At 62.0% G+C, this 18,882-nt stretch carries 20 protein-coding genes and 3 tRNA genes; 6 read left to right on the forward strand and 17 right to left on the reverse strand.

The window, feature by feature from the left end; genetic code table 11:
- Window positions 1–281: 281 nt before the first annotated feature.
- A complete protein-coding gene (locus tag ACQ4W7_RS24440; RefSeq protein ID WP_436533969.1) occupies window positions 282–536 on the forward strand; it encodes a hypothetical protein in 255 nt (84 codons plus the stop codon).
- Window positions 537–623: 87 nt separating this feature from the next.
- Window positions 624–1,595, forward strand: a complete 972-nt coding sequence (locus ACQ4W7_RS24445) for an alpha/beta fold hydrolase (protein ID WP_436533971.1) — start codon at window positions 624–626, stop codon at window positions 1,593–1,595.
- Between the two features lie 113 nt (window positions 1,596–1,708).
- Here ACQ4W7_RS24445 and ACQ4W7_RS24450 read toward each other — a convergent pair.
- The 5 genes from ACQ4W7_RS24450 to ACQ4W7_RS24470 all read right to left on the reverse strand — a co-directional run bounded on the left by ACQ4W7_RS24450 (window position 1,709) and on the right by ACQ4W7_RS24470 (window position 3,954).
- Window positions 1,709–1,784, reverse strand: a tRNA-Asn gene (locus ACQ4W7_RS24450).
- Between the two features lie 90 nt (window positions 1,785–1,874).
- Window positions 1,875–2,201, reverse strand: coding sequence for a Dabb family protein (locus ACQ4W7_RS24455; protein ID WP_436533973.1), 327 nt, complete (start codon window positions 2,199–2,201; stop codon window positions 1,875–1,877).
- 123 nt (window positions 2,202–2,324) lie between these two features.
- Window positions 2,325–2,400: transfer RNA gene (locus ACQ4W7_RS24460), tRNA-Asn, on the reverse strand.
- A gap of 132 nt (window positions 2,401–2,532) precedes the next feature.
- Window positions 2,533–2,608, reverse strand: a tRNA-Asn gene (locus tag ACQ4W7_RS24465).
- 131 nt (window positions 2,609–2,739) lie between these two features.
- Window positions 2,740–3,954 (reverse strand): amino acid aminotransferase, encoded by a 1,215-nt coding sequence (locus ACQ4W7_RS24470; protein WP_436533975.1) that lies wholly within the window; start codon window positions 3,952–3,954, stop codon window positions 2,740–2,742.
- A 111-nt stretch (window positions 3,955–4,065) separates the two neighbouring features.
- On the opposite strand from ACQ4W7_RS24470, the gene uvrB reads away from it, so the two are divergent.
- Window positions 4,066–6,153: an excinuclease ABC subunit UvrB gene (uvrB, locus tag ACQ4W7_RS24475; protein WP_436533977.1), complete on the forward strand. Its 2,088-nt coding sequence runs from the start codon at window positions 4,066–4,068 to the stop codon at window positions 6,151–6,153.
- A gap of 35 nt (window positions 6,154–6,188) precedes the next feature.
- Here uvrB and ACQ4W7_RS24480 read toward each other — a convergent pair whose 3' ends face one another.
- Entirely contained in the window at window positions 6,189–6,686 is a 498-nt protein-coding gene (locus tag ACQ4W7_RS24480) for a DUF3224 domain-containing protein (protein ID WP_436533979.1), read from the reverse strand.
- 56 nt (window positions 6,687–6,742) lie between these two features.
- Between ACQ4W7_RS24480 and ACQ4W7_RS24485 the strand changes: the two genes are divergently transcribed.
- Complete coding sequence (locus tag ACQ4W7_RS24485) at window positions 6,743–7,585, forward strand: DUF6597 domain-containing transcriptional factor (protein ID WP_436533981.1); 843 nt, start codon at window positions 6,743–6,745, stop codon at window positions 7,583–7,585.
- Here ACQ4W7_RS24485 and denD read toward each other — a convergent pair.
- Genes denD through ACQ4W7_RS24515 form a run of 6 tightly spaced genes read right to left on the reverse strand, consistent with a single transcriptional unit; the run spans window position 7,582 to window position 13,597 of the window.
- Entirely contained in the window at window positions 7,582–8,559 is a 978-nt protein-coding gene (gene denD / locus ACQ4W7_RS24490; protein ID WP_436533983.1) for a D-erythronate dehydrogenase, read from the reverse strand. The genes ACQ4W7_RS24485 and denD overlap by 4 nt on opposite strands.
- Entirely contained in the window at window positions 8,556–9,353 is a 798-nt protein-coding gene (gene otnI, locus ACQ4W7_RS24495; protein WP_436533985.1) for a 2-oxo-tetronate isomerase, read from the reverse strand. The genes denD and otnI overlap by 4 nt, the downstream gene beginning before the upstream one ends.
- Before the next feature lie 18 nt (window positions 9,354–9,371).
- Complete coding sequence (gene otnC / locus ACQ4W7_RS24500; RefSeq protein ID WP_436533987.1) at window positions 9,372–10,037, reverse strand: 3-oxo-tetronate 4-phosphate decarboxylase; 666 nt, start codon at window positions 10,035–10,037, stop codon at window positions 9,372–9,374.
- Complete coding sequence (gene otnK, locus ACQ4W7_RS24505) at window positions 10,034–11,335, reverse strand: 3-oxo-tetronate kinase (RefSeq protein ID WP_436533989.1); 1,302 nt, start codon at window positions 11,333–11,335, stop codon at window positions 10,034–10,036. Before otnK ends, otnC begins: the two co-directional genes overlap by 4 nt.
- A 21-nt stretch (window positions 11,336–11,356) precedes the next feature.
- Entirely contained in the window at window positions 11,357–12,256 is a 900-nt protein-coding gene (gene ltnD, locus ACQ4W7_RS24510) for an L-threonate dehydrogenase (RefSeq protein WP_436533991.1), read from the reverse strand.
- A 12-nt stretch (window positions 12,257–12,268) separates the two neighbouring features.
- Window positions 12,269–13,597, reverse strand: a complete 1,329-nt coding sequence (locus tag ACQ4W7_RS24515; protein WP_426070685.1) for an MFS transporter — start codon at window positions 13,595–13,597, stop codon at window positions 12,269–12,271.
- Window positions 13,598–13,755: 158 nt separating this feature from the next.
- On the opposite strand from ACQ4W7_RS24515, the gene ACQ4W7_RS24520 reads away from it, so the two are divergent.
- The gene (locus ACQ4W7_RS24520; RefSeq protein WP_426070686.1) at window positions 13,756–14,598 is read left to right on the forward strand and encodes a FadR/GntR family transcriptional regulator; all 843 of its coding nucleotides are present in this window, start codon (window positions 13,756–13,758) and stop codon (window positions 14,596–14,598) included.
- Between the two features lie 11 nt (window positions 14,599–14,609).
- Here ACQ4W7_RS24520 and ACQ4W7_RS24525 read toward each other — a convergent pair whose 3' ends face one another.
- Window positions 14,610–15,236, reverse strand: a complete 627-nt coding sequence (locus ACQ4W7_RS24525; protein WP_436533994.1) for a flavin reductase family protein — start codon at window positions 15,234–15,236, stop codon at window positions 14,610–14,612.
- Window positions 15,237–15,453: 217 nt separating this feature from the next.
- On the opposite strand from ACQ4W7_RS24525, the gene ACQ4W7_RS24530 reads away from it, so the two are divergent.
- Window positions 15,454–16,515 carry an AI-2E family transporter gene (locus tag ACQ4W7_RS24530; RefSeq protein ID WP_436533996.1) on the forward strand — a complete coding sequence of 354 codons (1,062 nt, stop codon included), beginning with the start codon at window positions 15,454–15,456 and terminating at the stop codon, window positions 16,513–16,515.
- Window positions 16,516–16,532: 17 nt separating this feature from the next.
- Here ACQ4W7_RS24530 and ACQ4W7_RS24535 read toward each other — a convergent pair whose 3' ends face one another.
- The 4 genes from ACQ4W7_RS24535 to ACQ4W7_RS24550 form a co-directional block, all read right to left on the reverse strand.
- Complete coding sequence (locus ACQ4W7_RS24535; protein ID WP_436533998.1) at window positions 16,533–16,838, reverse strand: NIPSNAP family protein; 306 nt, start codon at window positions 16,836–16,838, stop codon at window positions 16,533–16,535.
- Window positions 16,835–17,761 (reverse strand): WD40 repeat domain-containing protein, encoded by a 927-nt coding sequence (locus tag ACQ4W7_RS24540; RefSeq protein WP_436534000.1) that lies wholly within the window; start codon window positions 17,759–17,761, stop codon window positions 16,835–16,837. The genes ACQ4W7_RS24535 and ACQ4W7_RS24540 overlap by 4 nt, the downstream gene beginning before the upstream one ends.
- Window positions 17,758–18,267 carry a GNAT family N-acetyltransferase gene (locus tag ACQ4W7_RS24545; RefSeq protein WP_426070691.1) on the reverse strand — a complete coding sequence of 170 codons (510 nt, stop codon included), beginning with the start codon at window positions 18,265–18,267 and terminating at the stop codon, window positions 17,758–17,760. The genes ACQ4W7_RS24540 and ACQ4W7_RS24545 overlap by 4 nt, the downstream gene beginning before the upstream one ends.
- 67 nt (window positions 18,268–18,334) lie before the next feature.
- The gene (locus ACQ4W7_RS24550) at window positions 18,335–18,880 is read right to left on the reverse strand and encodes a phosphoribosyltransferase (protein WP_034752020.1); all 546 of its coding nucleotides are present in this window, start codon (window positions 18,878–18,880) and stop codon (window positions 18,335–18,337) included.
- Between the last annotated feature and the right edge of the window lie 2 nt (window positions 18,881–18,882).

Genomic DNA, 18,882 nt, shown 5'->3' on the forward strand with positions numbered 1-18,882 from the left:
GCCAGCGGCGCCACTCGCGCCTCGGCAATGTTCCGCCCGCGTTGTTTGCTGAAAAATTCAGCAAACAACCACAGGCGGCTTGAAACAAGAGTGTCCGCTATTGACAGTACACCTCACTGGCATAGCGGCATAAAGACTGAATGCCTGCGGCTTGCTTGAAATGATTGCAAGTACGCGGAAAACTTGGCAGCATGGCAAACACGTCTGCTTATTTGCAACCAACCGCCACCAACCTCCGCCATCCGCACAACTTACCGGAGCACCGATGCACGCCTTGCCGCTTGCCCGTCCCCTATCGCTTTCGCGTCCAGCGCGACGATGACGATGGCTTCGCCGCAGCGCTGTACAGCGCCACGCGCGGCGACTTGCGCCAGGTGCCGGCCGCCCACGCCGTCATCGGCTGGCGCTGCGTGCCGTCGTGCTCGCTGGCGCTGGAAGGGCTGCGGCTGCATGCCGGGCAAGGCCAATTTCTACGACACCAACTTTCTGACAAGGAGGCATATCGACGTACCCGCTGGAGGCCATGCGATAGATAGCTGTTCAACTGCGCCGCTCAATGCACGCGTGCAATGCGGCGCCCTTGCAAGCAACCTGAAACTGATCCTCAAACCATGATAAAAAAAATGACCTTGGCAGTACTCTTTACAGCCCTGTTTCCCTTCTATGGATGCCAAGCGCAAACCATGCCAGAAGCGCAACCCGTCTCGACTGAAGTCACCACCACCCTGACGCCCGACATTGGCGGCATACAGCAGCTTGTGGAAATCAAGACAGACGACGCGAGCAAACCCGTCCTGCTGTTTTTATCCGGCGGCCCGGGAAGCTCCATGATCAAGGGCGCGGATGCCTTTACGAATAGCCTGAAAAGCAAATTTACGATTGTGCAATGGGACCAGCGGGACGCCGGAAAAACATTGAAACTAAATCCCTCCCCCACCCAGCCGTCCGTTGGGCAGATGGAGAAGGATACGTATGAAGTTATACAATTTGTGCGCAAAGAGTTAAAGCAGGAAAAAATATACTTGCTGGGCAGTTCCTGGGGCAACGTCCTGGGCTTTTATATCGTCAAGAATCGCCCGGAACTACTGCATGCGTATTTCGCGTCCAATCCTGTCGTGAGCCAGCTGGACAGCGAAAAAGAATTGCTGAAAACCTTGAAAGTGCATTTCAAGGACAATGCCCTCGCCAGCCAGGAACTGGACAGCATCAGCTTCCCGTTTACTAGTGACGAAAGCATGTTTTATTTAAGGAAATGGCTTTTTTACAAGGATGGCAAGGAATTTGCAACGAGTGCGGATTTCAAGACGGGCTTTCTTCAATGGTCAAAGACCTGGTCGCCCGTATGGAACGAGGTCATGAAGATTGATCTGCCCAAGACCTTGAAAAGCGTTGACTGCCCGGTGTATTTCTTCGTCGGCAAAAACGATATCCAGACCTCGACCAGGATCACGAAAGCGTATTTTGAGACCTTGAAGGCGCCAAAGAAAGGGTTGTTCTTATTTGAGCATTCCGGGCATCAAATACACCAGGATGAACCGCTGAAATTTCAAGAAGCCATCATCAAGACGCTGGAGACAATTCAAGCGAGCAAATAAGCGCGCCTGACGCCGACAGACTGCCGTTTTGCGCACAACTAGACACGGAATTAGCTCGGAAACGCAAAAAGCCCAACCGCTAAAGGCTGGGCTTTTCGATACTGCTGATGTTCTGGCTCCCCGACCTGGACTCGAACCAGGGACCTGCGGATTAACAGTCCGTCGCTCTACCAACTGAGCTATCAGGGAAAAGAGGCCGCATTCTATAGGGTAAATTTTGCGATGTCCATATTTCGGCCTGAAAAAGGTGTATTTTTCCTGCCTCACCTTGCCCGACGGTCAGCCGGGCTGCTCTTGCGGATAGTAATCAAATACCAGCACGCGGCCCAGCCATGGCTTGAGTTGCTCGACAAAGGTCAAGTGGGCCGGGTGGGTCAGATACACGTCGCGCGCGCCGGCATCGTCGAAGGTCAGGGTAAAGCAATCGGTAAAGCCATCATCGAGGCCTTCCGGACTGACATTCGGCCCCCATTCAAATTGCCGCACGCCGGGAATACGCTGCTTGAGCTGGGAAAACTCATACACAAGTTCGGCATGCTTGGCGGAGGTGATGCCATCGAGAAAGTCGCACAGGACGATGTGGCGCAAGGCGGAGGTACAAGTCATGGGAAGGTGCTCCTGAAGTGATGCATTCAGGATAGCGCAAAACGCGATCACGCACAGGCAAGCCCTGCTGGCGGCGGCGGAAAACAAAAAAGGCCATGTTTTTCAACATGGCCTTCCGAATTCTGGCTCCCCGACCTGGACTCGAACCAGGGACCTGCGGATTAACAGTCCGTCGCTCTACCAACTGAGCTATCAGGGAAAAGAGGCCGTATTATATAGGGCAACTATTCAGATGTCCAGATTCCCATAGGGAAATTCTACTTTTGCCACCACTCGCGCCTGTGGTGAAAAACAAAAAAGGCCACGTTTTTCAACGTGGCCTTTCGAATTCTGGCTCCCCGACCTGGACTCGAACCAGGGACCTGCGGATTAACAGTCCGTCGCTCTACCAACTGAGCTATCAGGGAAAAGAGGCAATATTATATGTCGCTTGTTTCGTATTTGCAAGACGCATACTGCATCTCGACAAACACGACCATCGCCGACTTTCCACTGCCATCAGCGCCACACTTGCATGCAGCGCCGAAGAAGCAATATCTTAAAGCACTTTGGCGATCGCGTCAATAACGATGTCGATATTGCGCGAATTCAACGCTGCCACGCAGATACGACCCGTGTCGACGGCGTAGATCGATTGCTCGCGCAGGGTCGCCACTTGTTCCTTGCTCAGGCCCGAGTACGAGAACATGCCGATTTGCTGACGCACGAATTCGAAGTCGTGGCCTGGTGCCTTGGCCTTCAGTTTTTCCACGAAGGCATTGCGCATTTCACGGATGCGCACGCGCATGCCGGCCAGTTCCTCTTCCCACAACTGGCGCAGTTCCGGCGTAGCCAGCACGGTGGCGACCACTTTGCCGCCATGCGTAGGCGGGTTCGAGTAGTTGGTGCGCACGACGCGCTTCAGCTGCGACAGCAAACGGGCCGCCTCATCGGCGCTGGCAGCGACGACGCTCAGGGCGCCTACGCGCTCGCCGTACAGCGAGAACGATTTCGAGAACGAGTTCGATACCAGCAGCGGGCCGCCCGCGTCGGCAAAGCGGCGCACCACAGCGCCATCTTCGGTGATGCCGTTGGCAAAGCCCTGGTAAGCCATGTCCAGGAACGGCACCAGGCCGCGCGACGTGACCACGCTGATGATCTGATCCCACTGGGCCACGCTCAGGTCGGCGCCGGTCGGGTTGTGGCAGCAGGCATGCAGCACGACGATGGAGCCGGCTGGCATGGCATTCAGGCTGGCCAGCATGCCGTCGAAGTTCACGCCATGGGTGGCAGCATCGTAGTACGTGTAGTTATTCACGACGAAACCGGCGTTCTCGAACAGCGCGCGGTGGTTTTCCCAGCTCGGGTCGCTGATGTAGACGTGTGCGCCCGGCGCGAAGCGCTGCAGGAAGTCGGCACCGATCTTCAATGCGCCCGTGCCGCCGATGGCTTGCACGGTGATGGCGCGGCGCTCTTGAATAACGGCGCTATCGGCGCCAAATACGAGTTCTTGCACCGCCTTGTCGTAGGCAGCCAGGCCTTCGATCGGCAGATAGGTGCGTGGCGTGCCCTGTTCGATCAGGATGGCTTCTGCCTTGCGTACGCAAGCTAACAGAGGCACTTTACCGTTGTCGTCATAATAGACGCCAACGCCCAGATTGATTTTGGCGGGATTCTGGTCCGCGTTAAATGCTTCGGTGATGCCCAGGATCGGGTCGCGTGGGGCCATCTCGATGGCGCTAAACAGACTGGCAGAAACAGTTGGGTTCGTCATGATAAGATTGGATTCGATTGGAAGCAGGTTCACAGCGGAGTTGTAGACAGCGCCCCGAATACAACGCCAGGGCCGCCAGCAGAGCACTATTCTAACAAAGGTCTGATTCACATGCCCGAATTATCTACCGCCAGCGAGGCGGAAAGCGCAATTATCTCTTTCCCGGATTCCCCCTTCAAGCTGCACCAGCCCTTCTCTCCGGCCGGCGATCAGCCGTCGGCGATCGCCCAGTTGTCCGAGGGGATTGCCGACGGCCTGGCCTTCCAGACCCTGCTGGGCGTGACCGGTTCCGGCAAGACCTACACCATGGCCAACGTCATCGCGCGCATGGGCCGGCCGGCCATCGTCTTCGCGCCGAATAAGACCTTGGCGGCGCAGCTGTACAGCGAGTTCCGCGACTTTTTCCCGCAGAATGCCGTCGAATACTTCGTCAGCTACTACGATTACTACCAGCCCGAAGCCTACGTGCCGCAGCGCGACCTGTTCATCGAAAAGGACTCGTCGATCAATGAGCACATCGAGCAGATGCGTTTGTCGTGCACCAAGTCGCTGATGGAGCGGCGCGACGTCATCATCGTCGCCACCGTCTCGGCCATCTACGGTATCGGTAACCCGAACGAATACCACCAGATGATTTTGACGTTGCGCGTAAAAGACAGGGTCAGCCAGCGCGACGTCATCGCGCGTCTGATCCAGATGCAGTACACGCGCAACGAGGTCGACTTCGGCCGCGGCACCTTCCGCGTGCGCGGCGATACCATCGACATCTTCCCCGCCGAGCATGCGGAACTGGCCGTGCGCCTGGAAATGTTCGACGACGAGATCGAATCGATCCAACTGTTCGACCCGCTGACGGGCCGCGTGCGGCAAAAAATCCCCCGCTTCACCGTGTACCCGGGTTCGCATTACGTGACGCCCCGCTCCACCGTGCTGCGCGCCGTGGAAACCATCAAGGACGAGCTGCGCGAGCGTCTGGAGTTCTTCCGCAAGGAAAACAAGCTGATCGAAGAGCAGCGTCTGGAACAGCGCACGCGCTTCGACCTGGAAATGATGGCGGAAATCGGTTTTACCAAGGGCATCGAGAACTATTCGCGCCACCTGTCCGGCGCGCTGCCGGGTGAACCGCCGCCGACCCTGGTCGACTATCTGCCGCCCGACGCCTTGATGTTCCTCGACGAGTCGCACGTGCTGACGGGCCAGTTGAGCGCCATGTACAACGGCGACCGCTCGCGCAAGACGAACCTGGTCGACTATGGCTTCCGCCTGCCGTCGGCGCTCGATAACCGGCCTTTGAAATTCGAGGAATTCGAGCAGAAGATGCGCCAGACCGTGTTCGTCTCGGCTACCCCGGGCGACTACGAAAAGACCCATTCGGACCAGGTGGTCGAACAGGTGGTCCGCCCCACGGGCCTGGTCGACCCGCAGATAATCGTGCGTCCCGCCAGCACGCAGGTGGACGACCTGATGTCGGAAATCGTCGAGCGCATCAAGAAGGACGAGCGCGTGCTCGTGACGACCCTGACCAAGCGCATGTCGGAGCAATTGACGGAATACCTGGGTGACCATGGCATCAAGGTGCGCTACCTGCACAGCGATATCGAAACGGTCGAACGCGTGGAAATCCTGCGCGACCTGCGCCTGGGCACCTTCGACGTGCTGGTGGGGATCAACCTGCTGCGCGAGGGCCTGGACTTGCCGGAAGTGTCGCTGGTCGCCATCCTCGACGCGGACAAGGAAGGCTTCTTGCGCTCCGAGCGCAGCCTGATCCAGACCATCGGTCGCGCCGCGCGTAACCTGAACGGCACGGCGATCCTGTACGGCGACCGCATCACGGATTCCATGCGCCGCGCCATCGACGAGACGGAACGGCGCCGCGCCAAGCAGATCGCCTTCAACACGGCCAATAACATCATTCCGGTCGGCGTGAAAAAATCGATCCGCGAAATGATCGACGGCGTCTACAGCCCGCAGGAAGCGCGCGAAACCTTGCAAGTGGCGCAGGAAGCGGCAAAGTTCGAAGCCATGAGCGAAAAGCAGGTCAGCAAAGAAATCAAGCGCCTGGAAAAACTGATGGTCGACCACGCCAAGAACCTGGAGTTCGAAAAAGCGGCGCAAGTGCGCGACCAGCTGCACCTCCTCAAGCAGCAGCTGTTCGGCGCGCCGGGCACGGACAATGTGGCGTCGATGCTGGGTAAATAAGCTGCCATCGGTGCCTGGGCCGTGCCTGGGCCCGCTTATGGCTCCGGCAGCGAATAGTCGATGTCGTAGAAATGCTGGCCATTTTCAATGCGTATGGTCAGGGTCCCGCTGATGCCCGTCAGTTGCCCCGTGCCGGAATGCGGCACGATGACGATGCTCAGCTCCTGCCTGCCGTCGGCCATCGTGCCCGCATGCTGCGCCACGAAGCTGCCCTCTTTTCCCTGCAGGACGCCCGTGATGGCTTCCATGGCGACATAGCCGGCCGCGCCTTGGGTGTCGGTGACGCCGTTGAGCATCTGCCCCGTGGAAGTGGCGACAAGGTCTCCCGCATACACCTTCTCGAGCAGCACCCTTCCCAAGCTTGTGCGCCCCGCGCGTTGCGGCGCCGTGGCCGGCGTCATGGTGATGCTAAAACTTCCCGTAGCGTGCGCGTGCATGCGATGATCTCCCTCTGCAGACGAGGTGGCGCCGGCTGGCGCCACCGATAGACAACATGCGGCCAGCATCAGGCCAGACAAACTGTGTGATTTCATGATTCACTTTCGATCAATGCGAGAGAGCCAGCTTAAAGCCGCGCAGGAGACAAGTATTGGATAAAACCGACAACGCGGCCAATCTGCTCGACGCGCGCGGGCAAGCACCGAAAGGCATCGTCGATCCACAGGCGGCGGCGCGCCGGATACGCCTGGCGACCTATCCACCGGCTGCCGCGCTGGCACCGTTCATCGAGTATTACTGGGTGGTCGAATGGGACAGGCGGGGCTGCGCGCCGGAGACGCAGCGCGTGCTGCCGTACCCGAACGCACACCTGGTTTTCGACGCTGGCCGCACCGCCATCCATGGCGTGGTGCGCGGCGCCTTTGACAGGCCTTTGAGCGGTGCGGGCAAAGTATTGGGCGTGCGTTTCGCGCCGGGCGGCCTGCGCCCGTTCATCGCGCAGCCACTGTCAACCTTCACCGACACGACCATCGCGACAGATGCGCCGCTGGGCATGCCGGCAGCCCAAGCCGAGGCGCGGGTGTTAGGCGAGTCCGACGATCTGGCCATGGTGGCGCAGGCACAGGCACTGCTGCTGGCAAGGCTGCCGCAGATCGATGATGCTGCCCTGCTGGCCGCGCGCTTGACTGCCGCGGCAGCGGCCCACAACGGTCCGGCAAGTGTGGCGCAACTGTGCGAAAAAATGGCCATAGGCGAACGCAGGCTGCAGCGCCTGTTCGCCAACTACGTGGGCGTGCCGCCGAAATGGGTGATTCAGCGCTACCGTCTGCAGGAGGCGATCTGGCGCCTGGCGCAGCCCGATGCGCCCGACCTGGCCAGCCTGGCGCATGCACTGGGCTTTTTTGACCAGGCCCATTTCAGCCGCAGTTTTACGGAACTGGTGGGCAGCACGCCGCTCGACTATCGCCGCTCGCAGCTGCCCAAGTCAGTCTAAGCAGCCGCATTGACGTCGTCCATGTACGCACGGATGATGCTGGCGAAATCCGCATCGGCCGTCAAGCCCAGGGCTTCGGCGCGGGCCGTGTCCCAGGCACCGGGCCAGCTCTGGACGATGCGCTCGACAGCAGGATCGGGCGCATAGCTGATGCGGGCCACGACGTCCGCGCCAGCGATTTGCTCCAGCGCGGCGATCATCTCGCCGACGCTGACCGACAGGCCAGGCAAGTTCACCGTGCGGCTGGCACCAAACATCTCGCCCGCCAGTTCGTGGCCGGCGATCAGGGAGGCGATGGCGCCGCGCGGCGACAGCAGCCACAGACGCAAATCGGTGGCCACGGGGCAGACAGCCGCTTCGCCATTCAAGGGTTCGCGGATGATGCCGCTGGCGAAAGACGATGCCGCCTTGTTCGGCTTGCCCGGGCGCACGCTGATGGTCGGTAGGCGCAGCACGCGCCCGTCGACAAAGCCGCGGCGGCTGTAATCGTTGAGCAGCAATTCGCCGATGGCCTTTTGCGCGCCGTACGATGACTGGGGATTCAAGGCCGTCGTATCTTGCACCACGTCCGGCAACTGGCCACCATACACGGCCACGGAGCTGGTAAACACAACCTTCGGCTTGTGCTCCAGTTCGCGGCAGATGTCGAGCAGCAGGCGCGAAGCGTCGAGGTTGATGCGCATGCCCAGCTCGAAATCGGCTTCCGCCTGGCCGCTGACGATGGCGGCAAGATGGAATATGGATGCCGTCTGCGCATCGATGGTGGCGCGCATCAGGATGCCGTCGGCGATGTCGCCGGTGACCACCTTGACCCTTGCATCGTTAAAGTCATGCGCAGCCACCACGTCGACCAGTACCAGCTCGCTGATAGCCTGCAACTGGCCGTGGCTGTCCGTCAACCGACCTTGCGCCAGCAGCTGGCGCGCCAGGCGCTGTCCCAGGAAACCGGCGCCGCCGGTGATCAGTACTTTCATTTCAATTCTCCTTGTTTGTCGTTGTAGGCGGCGAGCCAGCCCAGGCCATCCTCGGTGCGTCCGCGCGGACGGTATTCGCAGCCGATCCAGCCCTGGTAGCCCAGCTCATCGAGCAGCCTGAATAAATACGGGTAATTGACTTCGCCATCGTCCGGTTCATGGCGCGTCGGGACGCTGGCGATCTGCACGTGGCCGATGCCATCGAAGTTGTTCCTGAACGTCATGGCGATATCGCCTTCGACGATCTGCGTGTGATAAAAATCCATCTGCACCTTGACGTTGGAAGCGCCCGACTCAAGGCGCAACGCATGGCCCTGCGCCTGCGTGACGAGGAAGTAGCCAGGCATGTCGCGTCCGTTGATCGGTTCGATCAAGAGTTCAATGCCATGCTCGCCCACGGCCTGCGCCGCGTACTTCAAATTGACCAGGTAGGTGGCGCGGTGCAATTCGATATCGGCGCCCACGGGCAGCAGGCCCGCCATCATGTGCACGCGCGGCGTGCCCAGCGCCAGCGCATACTCGATGCCACGCGCCACGCCCGCGCGGAACTCCGCTTCGCGGCCCGGCAGCGAGGCGATGCCCCGCTCACCTGCAGCCCAGTCGCCCGGCGGCAGGTTGAACAGCACATTCTGCAAGCCGTGCTCGCGCAGCCAGCCGGCTACCTCCTGCGGCGCGTGGTCATACGGAAAAAGGAATTCGACGCCCTGGAAGCCCGCTTGCGCGGCGGCGGCAAAGCGCTGCGGGAAAGGCACTTCGTTAAACATCATGGTCAGATTGGCGGCAAAACGGGGCATGCGTATCTCCTGGATTTCTTATATGTCAAGTTTGAATGTGTGCTTCAAGTCCGCGATCTGCGCCGCGTCGAGCGGGCGCGTGGGTACGTCGCGCAGCAGCAGGAACAGCTTGGCCGTCTCTTCCAGTTCCTCGGCCGCATACACGGCCGCTTCCAGGCTGGTGCCAGAGACCACGGGACCGTGGTTGGCCAGCAGCACGGCCGAATGCTTGCGCGCCATGGCGCCAATCGCCCCCGCCAGCGCCGGGTCGCCCGGACGGTGATATGGCACCAGCGGCAAACGCCCCACCTTCATCACAAAGTATGGCGTGAGCGGCGGGATGCAATCGTCATGATTCAGGCCGCACATGCACGACACGGCCGCCGAATGTGTCGAGTGCAAATGCACGATGGCACCGGCGCTGCCCCGTTCCTGGTACATGGCGCGGTGCAGAAATGCCTCTTTTGACGGCGGCGCACCGCTGAGCAAGTTGCCGTCCCAGTCCAGCTTAGACAATTGCGCGGGATCGAGCCGCCCCAGGCTGGCATTCGTCGGCGTCAGCAGCCAGCCATCGGACAGGCGCACGCTCAAGTTGCCGCTGCTGCCGGCAGTCAAGCCCCGTTGGAACAGCGATTTACCGAAGTCGACGATCTGCTCGCGCTGGCGCATCTCTTCTGAAGAAGTGTGAATCGCAGCGGTATTCATGCCAGCACCTGCCAGGCCTTGCTGAAGAAATCCACCGTGCCGAAATTGCCGGACTTGAGGGCCAGCACCAAAGGCGCCCTGCCATCGTCGCCCGGCGCAGGCAAGGCTTGCGTCCAGGGTACGCCAGGATCGATCTCGGGACCAATGCGCAAGCCAGCCACACCCAACGCCTTGACGACAGCGCCCGAAGTTTCGCCGCCAGCGACGATCAGTTGGCCCACGCCCAGGCGCACCAACCCTTGTGCGATGGCGGCCAGGGTTTCCTCGACGAGGGCGCCGGCCCGCTCCACGCCCAGCTGCGCCTGCACGGCACGCACGGCGTCCGGCGTGGCCGTGGCGTAAATCAGGACAGGGCCTTGCGCCAGGTGCGCGCCAGCCCATTCCAGTGCCTGCTCCACCACCGCGTCCACCACCTCGCCGCCCGCGGCAAGTTGCAGTGGGTCGACGTGGAATGACGGCGCCAGTTCGCGCAGGTGCGCCACCTGCTGCTGCGTGGCCACCGAGCAGCTACCCGAGATCACGGCACGGAAACCAGACGCCGGCGGCAAGCGCCCGGCCTGCCCTGCAGGCGACGGCGCCAGCTGGCCCCGCTGGCGGAAATTGTGCGGCAGTCCCAGTGCGATGCCGGAGCCTCCCGTAATCAGTTTCAAGTCGGCGCAGGCCGCGCCGATGGCTTCCAGGTCGCGGTTCGAGACGGCATCGACGACGGCGAAATGGCAGCCCTGCCCGCGCAGGTCGGTGAAGCGCTGGGCGATGGCGGTGGCGCCCTTCTCCACCACGGAAAAATCGGCCAGGCCCACCTTGGCTTGCACCTGCTGCTGCAGCACGCGCACCAGGTTGGAATCCGTCATCGGTGTCAAAGGGTGATCGCGCATGCTTGATTCGGCCAGCGGCACGTCGCCGACGAACAGGTTGCCCTTGTAGACGGTGCGTCCGTTGGCGGGGAACGCGGGGCAGGCAATCGTGAAGTCCGTGTCGAGCACCCGCATCAACGCCTCCGCCACGGGACCGATATTACCGCGCGGCGTGGAGTCGAACGTGGAGCAGTACTTGAAGTAGAACTGGCGGCATCCCGCCTGCTGCAGCCAGGCCAGCGCGGCCAGCGACTCGGCCACCGCGTCCTCAGGTGCATTCGTGCGCGACTTGAGGGCGATGACGACGGCATCGACGTCGCCAGGTGGCGGCCCTTGCGGCACACCGATCAATTGCACCGTGCGCATGCCGGCCTTGACCAGCATGCCGGCCAGGTCGGTGCCACCCGTGAAATCGTCGGCGATACATCCCAGTAATACAGTCATGATGGTTCCTTCTTGATTCAGTTACGCTTTTGCCGGCAATGTAATTCCAGGGAAAAGCTTGATGACGGCGGAGTCGTCCTCGCCGCCAAAACCGGCGGCCGACGCCTGCATGAACATCTGGTGCGCCGTGGCCGACAGAGGTAATGGAAACACGCTTTTCTTCGCGTAATCGAGCACGATGCCCAAATCCTTGACGAAGATATTCACGGCCGACAACGGCGTATAGTCGCCCTTCAGGATATGCGGCACGCGATTCTGGAACATCCAGGAACTGCCGGCGCTGTTCGAAATGACTTCGTACAGGGCGTCCGGATCGCAGCCGGCACGCAAGCCCAGCGCCATCGCTTCGGCGGCGGCGGCGATGTGCACGCCGGCCAGCAGCTGGTTGATCATCTTGACCTTGGAGCCTTGCCCCGGCTGTTTGCCCAGCCGGTACAGCCTGGCGCAGATGGCATCGAAAATGCCGGCACAGGCGTCAAAAGCATCGGGCGCGCCGGCCGCCATCACCGACATCTCGCCGGCAGCCGCCTTGGCCGCGCCACCGGAAATGGGCGCGTCGATGAAGCGCAGCCCCATGGCTGCCAAGCGTGTGCCCAGGGCCTCGGCAAACTCGGGCGCCACGGTGGCGCAGGCGATCACCACGCTGCCCGGCGCCAGAGCGCTGGCGGCGCCCTGCTCGCCAAACAGCACGCTCTCCGTCTGCTGCGCATTGACGACGACGATCAGCAAGGCTTGCACCTGCGCCGCCAGCGCGGCAGGCGACTGTGCCGCATAGGCGCCGTTGTCAACGAGCTTTTGCACGGTGTCAGGGCGCACGTCGCAGGCATGCACTTCGAAGCCAGCGCGCAGCAACGATTGCGCGATGCCCATGCCCATGGCGCCCAGGCCGATCACGCCCACTTTTTCGATTGTTGCAGTCATTGTTTGCTCCCCTTATTTGTTTACCAGCTTGGCCGGCACGCGCATGATGATGAAGGCGCCAAACACCAGGATGCCGGCCAGCAGGTAGATGGCGATGTCGGTCGATTGCGTCAGGTCCTTGATGGAACCGATCATGTACGGCGCCGCGAAGCCGGCCAGGTTGCCCACCGAGTTGATGGCGGCGATGCCGGCAGCCGCCGAGACGCCACCGAGGAAAGCCGTCGGCAGGCTCCAGAACATGGGCGAAGCGGCCAGGATGCCGCCGGCGGCGATCGTCAGGAAGAAGATGGCCCAGCCCGTGTTGTGGGCGCCGGCCAGCGCGCTGCAGACGATGGCGGCGGCGCCGACCACCAGCGGGATGGCCATGTGCCAGCGGCGTTCGCGGTATTTGTCCGAGCTGCGGCCCAGCAGGATCATCGACGCCACGGCAAACGAATACGGAATGGCCGTGAACAGACCGATATTCAGCACGCCCGTCACGCCAGCCGCCTTGATCAGGCTGGGCAGCCAGAAGGTCAGCGAATACTGCCCCATCACGCAGCAGAAATAGATCAGGGCCATGACCCAGATGCGCGGGTCGGCGAACATGGCGCGGATCGACGGATGCGACACCTTGCCCTGCGCTTCCGTGGCGATGCGCTGCTCAAGGATGACTTTTTCATCTTCCGTCAGCCACTTCGCGGCGCGGATGCTGTTATCGAGGTACAGCAGCACGGCCACGCCCATCAGGGCGGCGGGAATCGCTTCGAGCACGAACATCCACTGCCAGCCCGCATAACCGTGCCAGCCGGCGAAGGTTTCCATGATCCAGCCAGACAGGGGACCGCCGATCAGGCCTGCCACGGGAATGGCTGCCATGAAGGTGCACACCATGCGCGCGCGGCGCTCGGACGGATACCAGTAGGTCAGATAAAGAATAATGCCGGGGAAGAAACCCGCCTCGGCGATGCCGAGCAGGAAACGCATGACGTAAAACTGGGTCGGCGTGGTGACGAACATGAAGGCGCCCGAGATGATGGCCCAGGTGATCATGATGCGGGCGATCCACACACGCGCGCCGATCTTGTGCAGCATGACATTGCTGGGTACTTCGAACAGGAAGTAGCCGAGGAAGAACACACCGGCTCCCAGGCCGTACACGGTTTCGGAAAACTGCAGGTCGGCCAGCATTTGCAGCTTGGCGAAGCCCACATTCACACGGTCGAGATAAGCGACGATGTAGCACAGCATGAGGAAGGGAATGATGCGCCAGGTCACCTTGCGGTAGACGGCGTCGTCGATGGTTTTCTGGCTTGCGGCCGCGCCTGCCGACTGGCCCGGCATTGCTTGTGACACTTCCATGCTTGTCTCCTGATCGCTGGGGGATCGACCGTGCCGGGTTTTTATGGTCCACCGGTGGTGGCTGGCAACTTGTCTAAAATTTGTATGGATGTATATTATGTGTGTGTTTTGTGTGTGTCAAGCTGTATATTCCATATAATGGCAAGCAGGCAAGCCCCATGAGAACCGCTAGCACAAGGATGCACCCGATGGACCGCACGTTCAGCTTTACCCTTCCCGCGCCGGAGCCCGCCGCGGGCAGTTTCACCACCGGCACCCTGGGCGCGCGGGTGGCGGCGCGGCTGCGCCAGCAGCTCCACCACGATGGCCTGGCCGGCGGCACGCGCCTGCCCTCGGAGCAAGCCATGGCCAGTCACTTCGGCGTCAGCCGCACAGTGCTGCGCGAAGCCATCGCCCTGCTGCAGGCAGACGGCATCGTTGCCACACGCAAGGGCAGTGGCACCTTCGTGTGCGCGCAAGATGGCGCGAAGAGCGGTGAACGGGGCGACGCGCTGACGGAGCAGTCGGTGCAATCGCTATTGAACCTGATCGAGGTGCGGCAGGGACTGGAAGCGGAAATCGCCGCGCTGGCAGCCGTGCGGCGCACGCCGGGCCAGCTGGCCGATATCGAACATGCGCTACGGCGCATCGAGGAAGCGGTGGCGGCCGGTGTCGATGGCGTGGAAGAAGACGTGCGCCTGCACCTGTGCATCGCCGAGGCGACGGGCAATCCTTACTGGCCGAAGTTCGTCGCCATGTTCGCCGACCCGATCCGCTCGGCCGTCAAGGTGACGCGCGCGAACGAAGCGCGGCGCACGGACTTTTCCATCGAAGTGCGACGCGAACATGAAAAGATCGTGCAGGCGATCGCCGACGGCGACCCGCAGCGGGCGCGCCAGGCGGCCATGGAACACATGCAGCACGCGGCCGAGCGCGTACGCCTGGCCGACCGCGAATTCTGGCGCGGCGACGGCGGCGCACTGGCACGCACCCTCGGGCGCGACCCCATCATGCAGAAATAGCCTGCTCCCGTTCACGGGTAGCTTGGGCGGCGCATCTGGAACAGGCTGTCCGGACCGATTTCAAAATAATCGGCCGGTCCGCCGCCGCGCAGGATGGGGGCGGCGGCGGCCGTGTCGTACACACCATCCACGAGCAGATGGCGCGCGATATGCACGCCCACCACTTCGCCCAGCACCAGCCAGCTGCCGACGCCTTCCCCGTTGAGTCCTTGCAGCTCGATAATCTGCGTGCGCCGGCATTCGAAGGACACGGGGCTTTCGGCCACGCGCGGCACCTTGACGATGCGCGAGGCGTCCGGCGTCAGGCCGGCCAGCGCGAATTCGTCGACCTCGGGCGGCGCCGGCGCGCAGCTGGCATTCATGGCCTCGGCCAGCGGACGCGTCGCCAGGTTCCACACGAATTCGCCCGTCTGCTCGATATTGCGCAAGGTATCCTTGCGGCCGATGCTGGAAAAACCGATCAGCGGCGGCGTGTAATTGAAGGCATTGAAAAAACTGTAGGGGGCCAGATTGAGCACGCCATCAACGCTGCGCGTGGCGATCCAGCCGATCGGACGCGGCCCCACGATGGCGTTGAAGGGATCGTGCGGCAAGCCGTGGCCCTGCGCAGGTTCATAAAAGTGAATGTGATCGGTCACGCGCGTTCCTGAAGTCAAAAGAAGTCAAAAGAAGTCAAAGGCGCCCAGGATGGAGCGCCTGGAACGACAGCTTACTGGAATTGCCGCCACCACGTAGCCGGCCCGCCGGCGCCAGGTGCGCTCGCGCACAGACTACCAAGGCGACAATTGTATGGCGCGCCGCACCACGCCTCGCTTATGATGGCACAACTCAACCTTTATCATTGCGCTACCGCCCATGCATACACTCACGCTGCACCAGAAAGTGTTCTTGCTCCTCTTGAGCATCGTCACCATCGGCTTCGGTTGGATACTGGCGCCGTATGCGGGCGCCATCTTCTGGGGCGTCGTCCTGGCGATCCTGTTCGCGCCCGTGTACCGCTGGCTGCTGCTAAAAACCAGGGGCCGCGCCGGCCTGGCGTCGCTGCTGACCTTGCTGCTCATCGTCGTCATCGTGATCCTGCCGCTGTCGCTCATTTCCGTGTCGCTGGTGAACCAGGCGGCCAGCGTAGTGGAGATGGTACGTTCGGGCGAAATCACGGTCGCCATGTTCTTCAATAAAATCATGGCGGTACTGCCGCAATGGTTGATCAATTTTCTCGAGCGCTTCAACCTGACCAGCCTGGCCAGCCTGCAAGACAAGCTGGCCGAGGGCGCCACGCAGGTGAGCCAGGTGGTGGCGGTGAAAGCCATCAATGTGGGCCTGTACACCTTCGAATTCCTCACCAGCCTGTGCATCATGCTGTACCTGCTGTTTTTCCTCATGCGCGATGGCTCCACCCTGTCGGCCCGCATCAAGGGCGCCGTGCCGCTGAGCCGCAAGTACAAGCAGCGCCTGTTCACCAATTTCACCACGGTGATCCGCGCCACCGTGAAGGGCAACATCCTCGTGGCGATCGCCCAGGGCGCCCTCGGCGGCCTGGCGTTCTGGTTCCTGGATGTGCCAGCACCCTTGCTGTGGGCAGTGTTGATGGCTTTCCTGTCGCTGCTGCCGGCCGTCGGCGCCGCCCTCGTATGGGCGCCCGTGGCCGTCTACTTCCTGGCCACGGGCGCGATCTGGCAAGGCGCCGGCCTGGCCGCCTTCGGCGTCTTCGTCATCGGCCTGGTCGACAACGTGCTGCGTCCCATCCTGGTGGGCAAGGATACCAAGATGCCCGACTACGTGGTGCTGCTGTCGACCGTCGGCGGCATGGCCCTGTTTGGCCTGAACGGCTTCGTCATCGGCCCCGTGGTGGCGGCCCTGTTCATCGCGTCGTGGGATTTGTTCGTCTCGGCCAGCGAATTCCAGGCCGAGGATTGAGGCGTGGCGAAGCGCCGTCAGGCAAACACGGGGCGGAAAAAACTGCGCTCATAGCTGACGATGCAGCACGTCTCTTCGGCGTAGCGGAAGGCGGCCTGGCACTCGGCATCCAGCATCGAGTCCCTGCGGTACTGCTCGTACAGGGCCAGGCTGGGAAACGAGAACATGGCCAGCGCGACGTTGCTGGCGCCTTCGGACGGCAGGAAGTAGCCGTGGTGCTGGCCGCCGAAGCGTTCCACCAGCGGTATCCACAGCTTGCCGTAGGCTTCGAATTCCCGCAGTTTGTACGGGTCGATGATGTAGCGCAAATAACAGGTGATCATGCGATTTCCTTGTCTATGTTCAAATCCATCAGCATGCCAGATTCCCAGGAGCCGATGGCGGCCAGTGGCGAACCCGGCAAAAAGTCCAGCGCGCAGGGATACGTAAAATCTTCTTGTGCCAGGACATCGAGCCCCGGCCAGCCGTAAAACAGCAGTTTGCCCTTGCCAAGGCGTCCCAGCGCGCTGCCGTCGGGCAGCCAGCGCAAGGCGTTGCCCGTGCCGCCGCCCGCTTCCACGGGCACCGTGGCCAGACAGCTGCCATCGGCCAGCGCATGCACGGACAAATACTCTTTGCCACCGGCATGGTGCAGCGCGGCCAGACGCTCGCCGTCCGGCGATGGCGCGCACGACATCAGGCCAGGCAGCGACAGCACCACGCGCCCGCCTCCCGCCTGCAAGGGCCAGTCCCACACGCTGCAGTAGTCGGGCGGCTGCAGCAGCCCCTCGTCCACCGATTTGACGCCATGCTGGACCAGCAAACGCCGCCCGCCATCGATGGCGTAGACACCGCGCAGCATCTCGCCAGGATGCACCTGCGTGAAGAGCACCTCACCCGTCTGCGCCTCGCGCATCCGCAGACGGCCATCCCAGCCGCCGTCGGCCAGATACCGGCCGCACGGCGACCACGCGGGACCGCAGCCTTCGCCATCCCTTTTGTTCTGGAAGTTCAGCAGCAACTGACCCGCCTGGGCATCCACCACGGCCATCTGGCCCGTCGTGCTCTTGATGGACAGGCGGCCGCCGTCAGGCGAGAATGCCATGCCCGACATGTGCGCGATGAATTTGCCGCGCCACAGCTTGGTCCGCGCCGCCACGTCCCACAGGATCAGATCGCGCCCCAGCACGGCCAGGCGCATGCCATCGGGCGAAAACCGCACGCCATAGCTGCTGCCCAGCTTCAGAGGCTTCGACACTGCCGTCATGGGCGCGCCAGGCGGTACACCACGCTATCGAGGTCGTAATGGCGTTCCATGCCCACGTATTGCATGCCCAGGCGCGTCATGACCTTGATCGAGGCGGCGTTGTCGGGATGGGCCACGGCCACCACCTCGGGCGCGCCGACGACGTCGAAGGCATGCGCGACGATGGCTTGCGCCGCTTCGCTGGCATAGCCCATCCCCCAGCCAGCCCGCGCCAGGCGCCAGCCGATTTCGTGCGGCTTCGCCTTGTCGCCGCCGATATGCTGCAAGCAGGCCAGCCCCACCAGCACAGCATCTTCGGTACGGATCAAGGCCCACCACGAATAGCCCCATTCCACCCAGCGCCCCATGATGCGGGCAACGGCGGCGCGCGTGTGCTCTTCCGTCTCCGGCTGGCCCGCATTCAGGTAGGTCATCACTTCGGTATCCGAGTTCATGGCATGCATGGCGTGGTAATGCCTGTCGGTGACGGGTTCGAGGCGCAGCCGCGCCGTGTGCAGAATGGTCATGCCAGATTCCTTCAGATGAAAAAAAAGACGATACATGATCGTCTTTTTTTTGCAAGAGCGCACGCAATTACTTGCCTGCTTCGCCCTTCTTGATCCACGCCGCCAACTGGTGCGGACGCAGGCCGTCGTAGTCTTCGAACGGCTGATGGATCCACGGGTTGTGCGGCAGCTCGTCGAGGAAGTAGTCAGGACGCACGACGGAGCAGCCTTTCAGCCAGATCACGGCCGATTTGACTTCGGTCACGTCAGGGAAATTTTCTTTCAGGTGACGCGTGACCTTGTCCAGGGTGACGCCCGAATCGGCCAAGTCGTCAACCAGCAGGATGCGGCCAGCCAGCGGGCCCTTGGTCATGGTCATGTACTTGGCGATATCGAGGTCGCCGCGCACCGTGCCCGCGTCTTCGCGGTAGGAGCTGGTCGACAGGATGGCCAACGGCAAATCAAAAATGCGCGAGAACACGTCGCCAGGACGCACGCCGCCGCGCGCCAGGCACAATACCTGGTCAAATTTCCAGCCCGATTCGTAGACCTTGAGCGCCAGGCGCTCGATCAGGCGGTGGTACTCTTCCCAGTTGACCCAGAGATGTTGATCGTTCGATTGTGGGGTAGTCATGA

The organism is Janthinobacterium algoris, from assembly GCF_051380935.1.
GTDB lineage: Bacteria > Pseudomonadota > Gammaproteobacteria > Burkholderiales > Burkholderiaceae_D > Janthinobacterium.

Coding starts and splice junctions, on each gene's coding strand:
- otnC (WP_436533987.1), bottom strand. CDS start 10,037: ATGAATACCGCTGCGATTCACACTTCTTCAGAAGAGATGCGCCAGCGC.
- ACQ4W7_RS24530 (WP_436533996.1), top strand. CDS start 15,454: ATGCATACACTCACGCTGCACCAGAAAGTGTTCTTGCTCCTCTTGAGC.
- denD (WP_436533983.1), bottom strand. CDS start 8,559: ATGAAAGTACTGATCACCGGCGGCGCCGGTTTCCTGGGACAGCGCCTG.
- ACQ4W7_RS24515 (WP_426070685.1), bottom strand. CDS start 13,597: ATGGAAGTGTCACAAGCAATGCCGGGCCAGTCGGCAGGCGCGGCCGCA.
- ACQ4W7_RS24520 (WP_426070686.1), top strand. CDS start 13,756: ATGAGAACCGCTAGCACAAGGATGCACCCGATGGACCGCACGTTCAGC.
- uvrB (WP_436533977.1), top strand. CDS start 4,066: ATGCCCGAATTATCTACCGCCAGCGAGGCGGAAAGCGCAATTATCTCT.
- ACQ4W7_RS24540 (WP_436534000.1), bottom strand. CDS start 17,761: ATGACGGCAGTGTCGAAGCCTCTGAAGCTGGGCAGCAGCTATGGCGTG.
- ACQ4W7_RS24455 (WP_436533973.1), bottom strand. CDS start 2,201: ATGACTTGTACCTCCGCCTTGCGCCACATCGTCCTGTGCGACTTTCTC.
- otnK (WP_436533989.1), bottom strand. CDS start 11,335: ATGACTGTATTACTGGGATGTATCGCCGACGATTTCACGGGTGGCACC.
- ACQ4W7_RS24535 (WP_436533998.1), bottom strand. CDS start 16,838: ATGATCACCTGTTATTTGCGCTACATCATCGACCCGTACAAACTGCGG.
- ACQ4W7_RS24545 (WP_426070691.1), bottom strand. CDS start 18,267: ATGACCATTCTGCACACGGCGCGGCTGCGCCTCGAACCCGTCACCGAC.
- ACQ4W7_RS24445 (WP_436533971.1), top strand. CDS start 624: ATGACCTTGGCAGTACTCTTTACAGCCCTGTTTCCCTTCTATGGATGC.
- ACQ4W7_RS24480 (WP_436533979.1), bottom strand. CDS start 6,686: ATGAAATCACACAGTTTGTCTGGCCTGATGCTGGCCGCATGTTGTCTA.
- ACQ4W7_RS24470 (WP_436533975.1), bottom strand. CDS start 3,954: ATGACGAACCCAACTGTTTCTGCCAGTCTGTTTAGCGCCATCGAGATG.
- ACQ4W7_RS24550 (WP_034752020.1), bottom strand. CDS start 18,880: ATGACTACCCCACAATCGAACGATCAACATCTCTGGGTCAACTGGGAA.
- ltnD (WP_436533991.1), bottom strand. CDS start 12,256: ATGACTGCAACAATCGAAAAAGTGGGCGTGATCGGCCTGGGCGCCATG.
- otnI (WP_436533985.1), bottom strand. CDS start 9,353: ATGCCCCGTTTTGCCGCCAATCTGACCATGATGTTTAACGAAGTGCCT.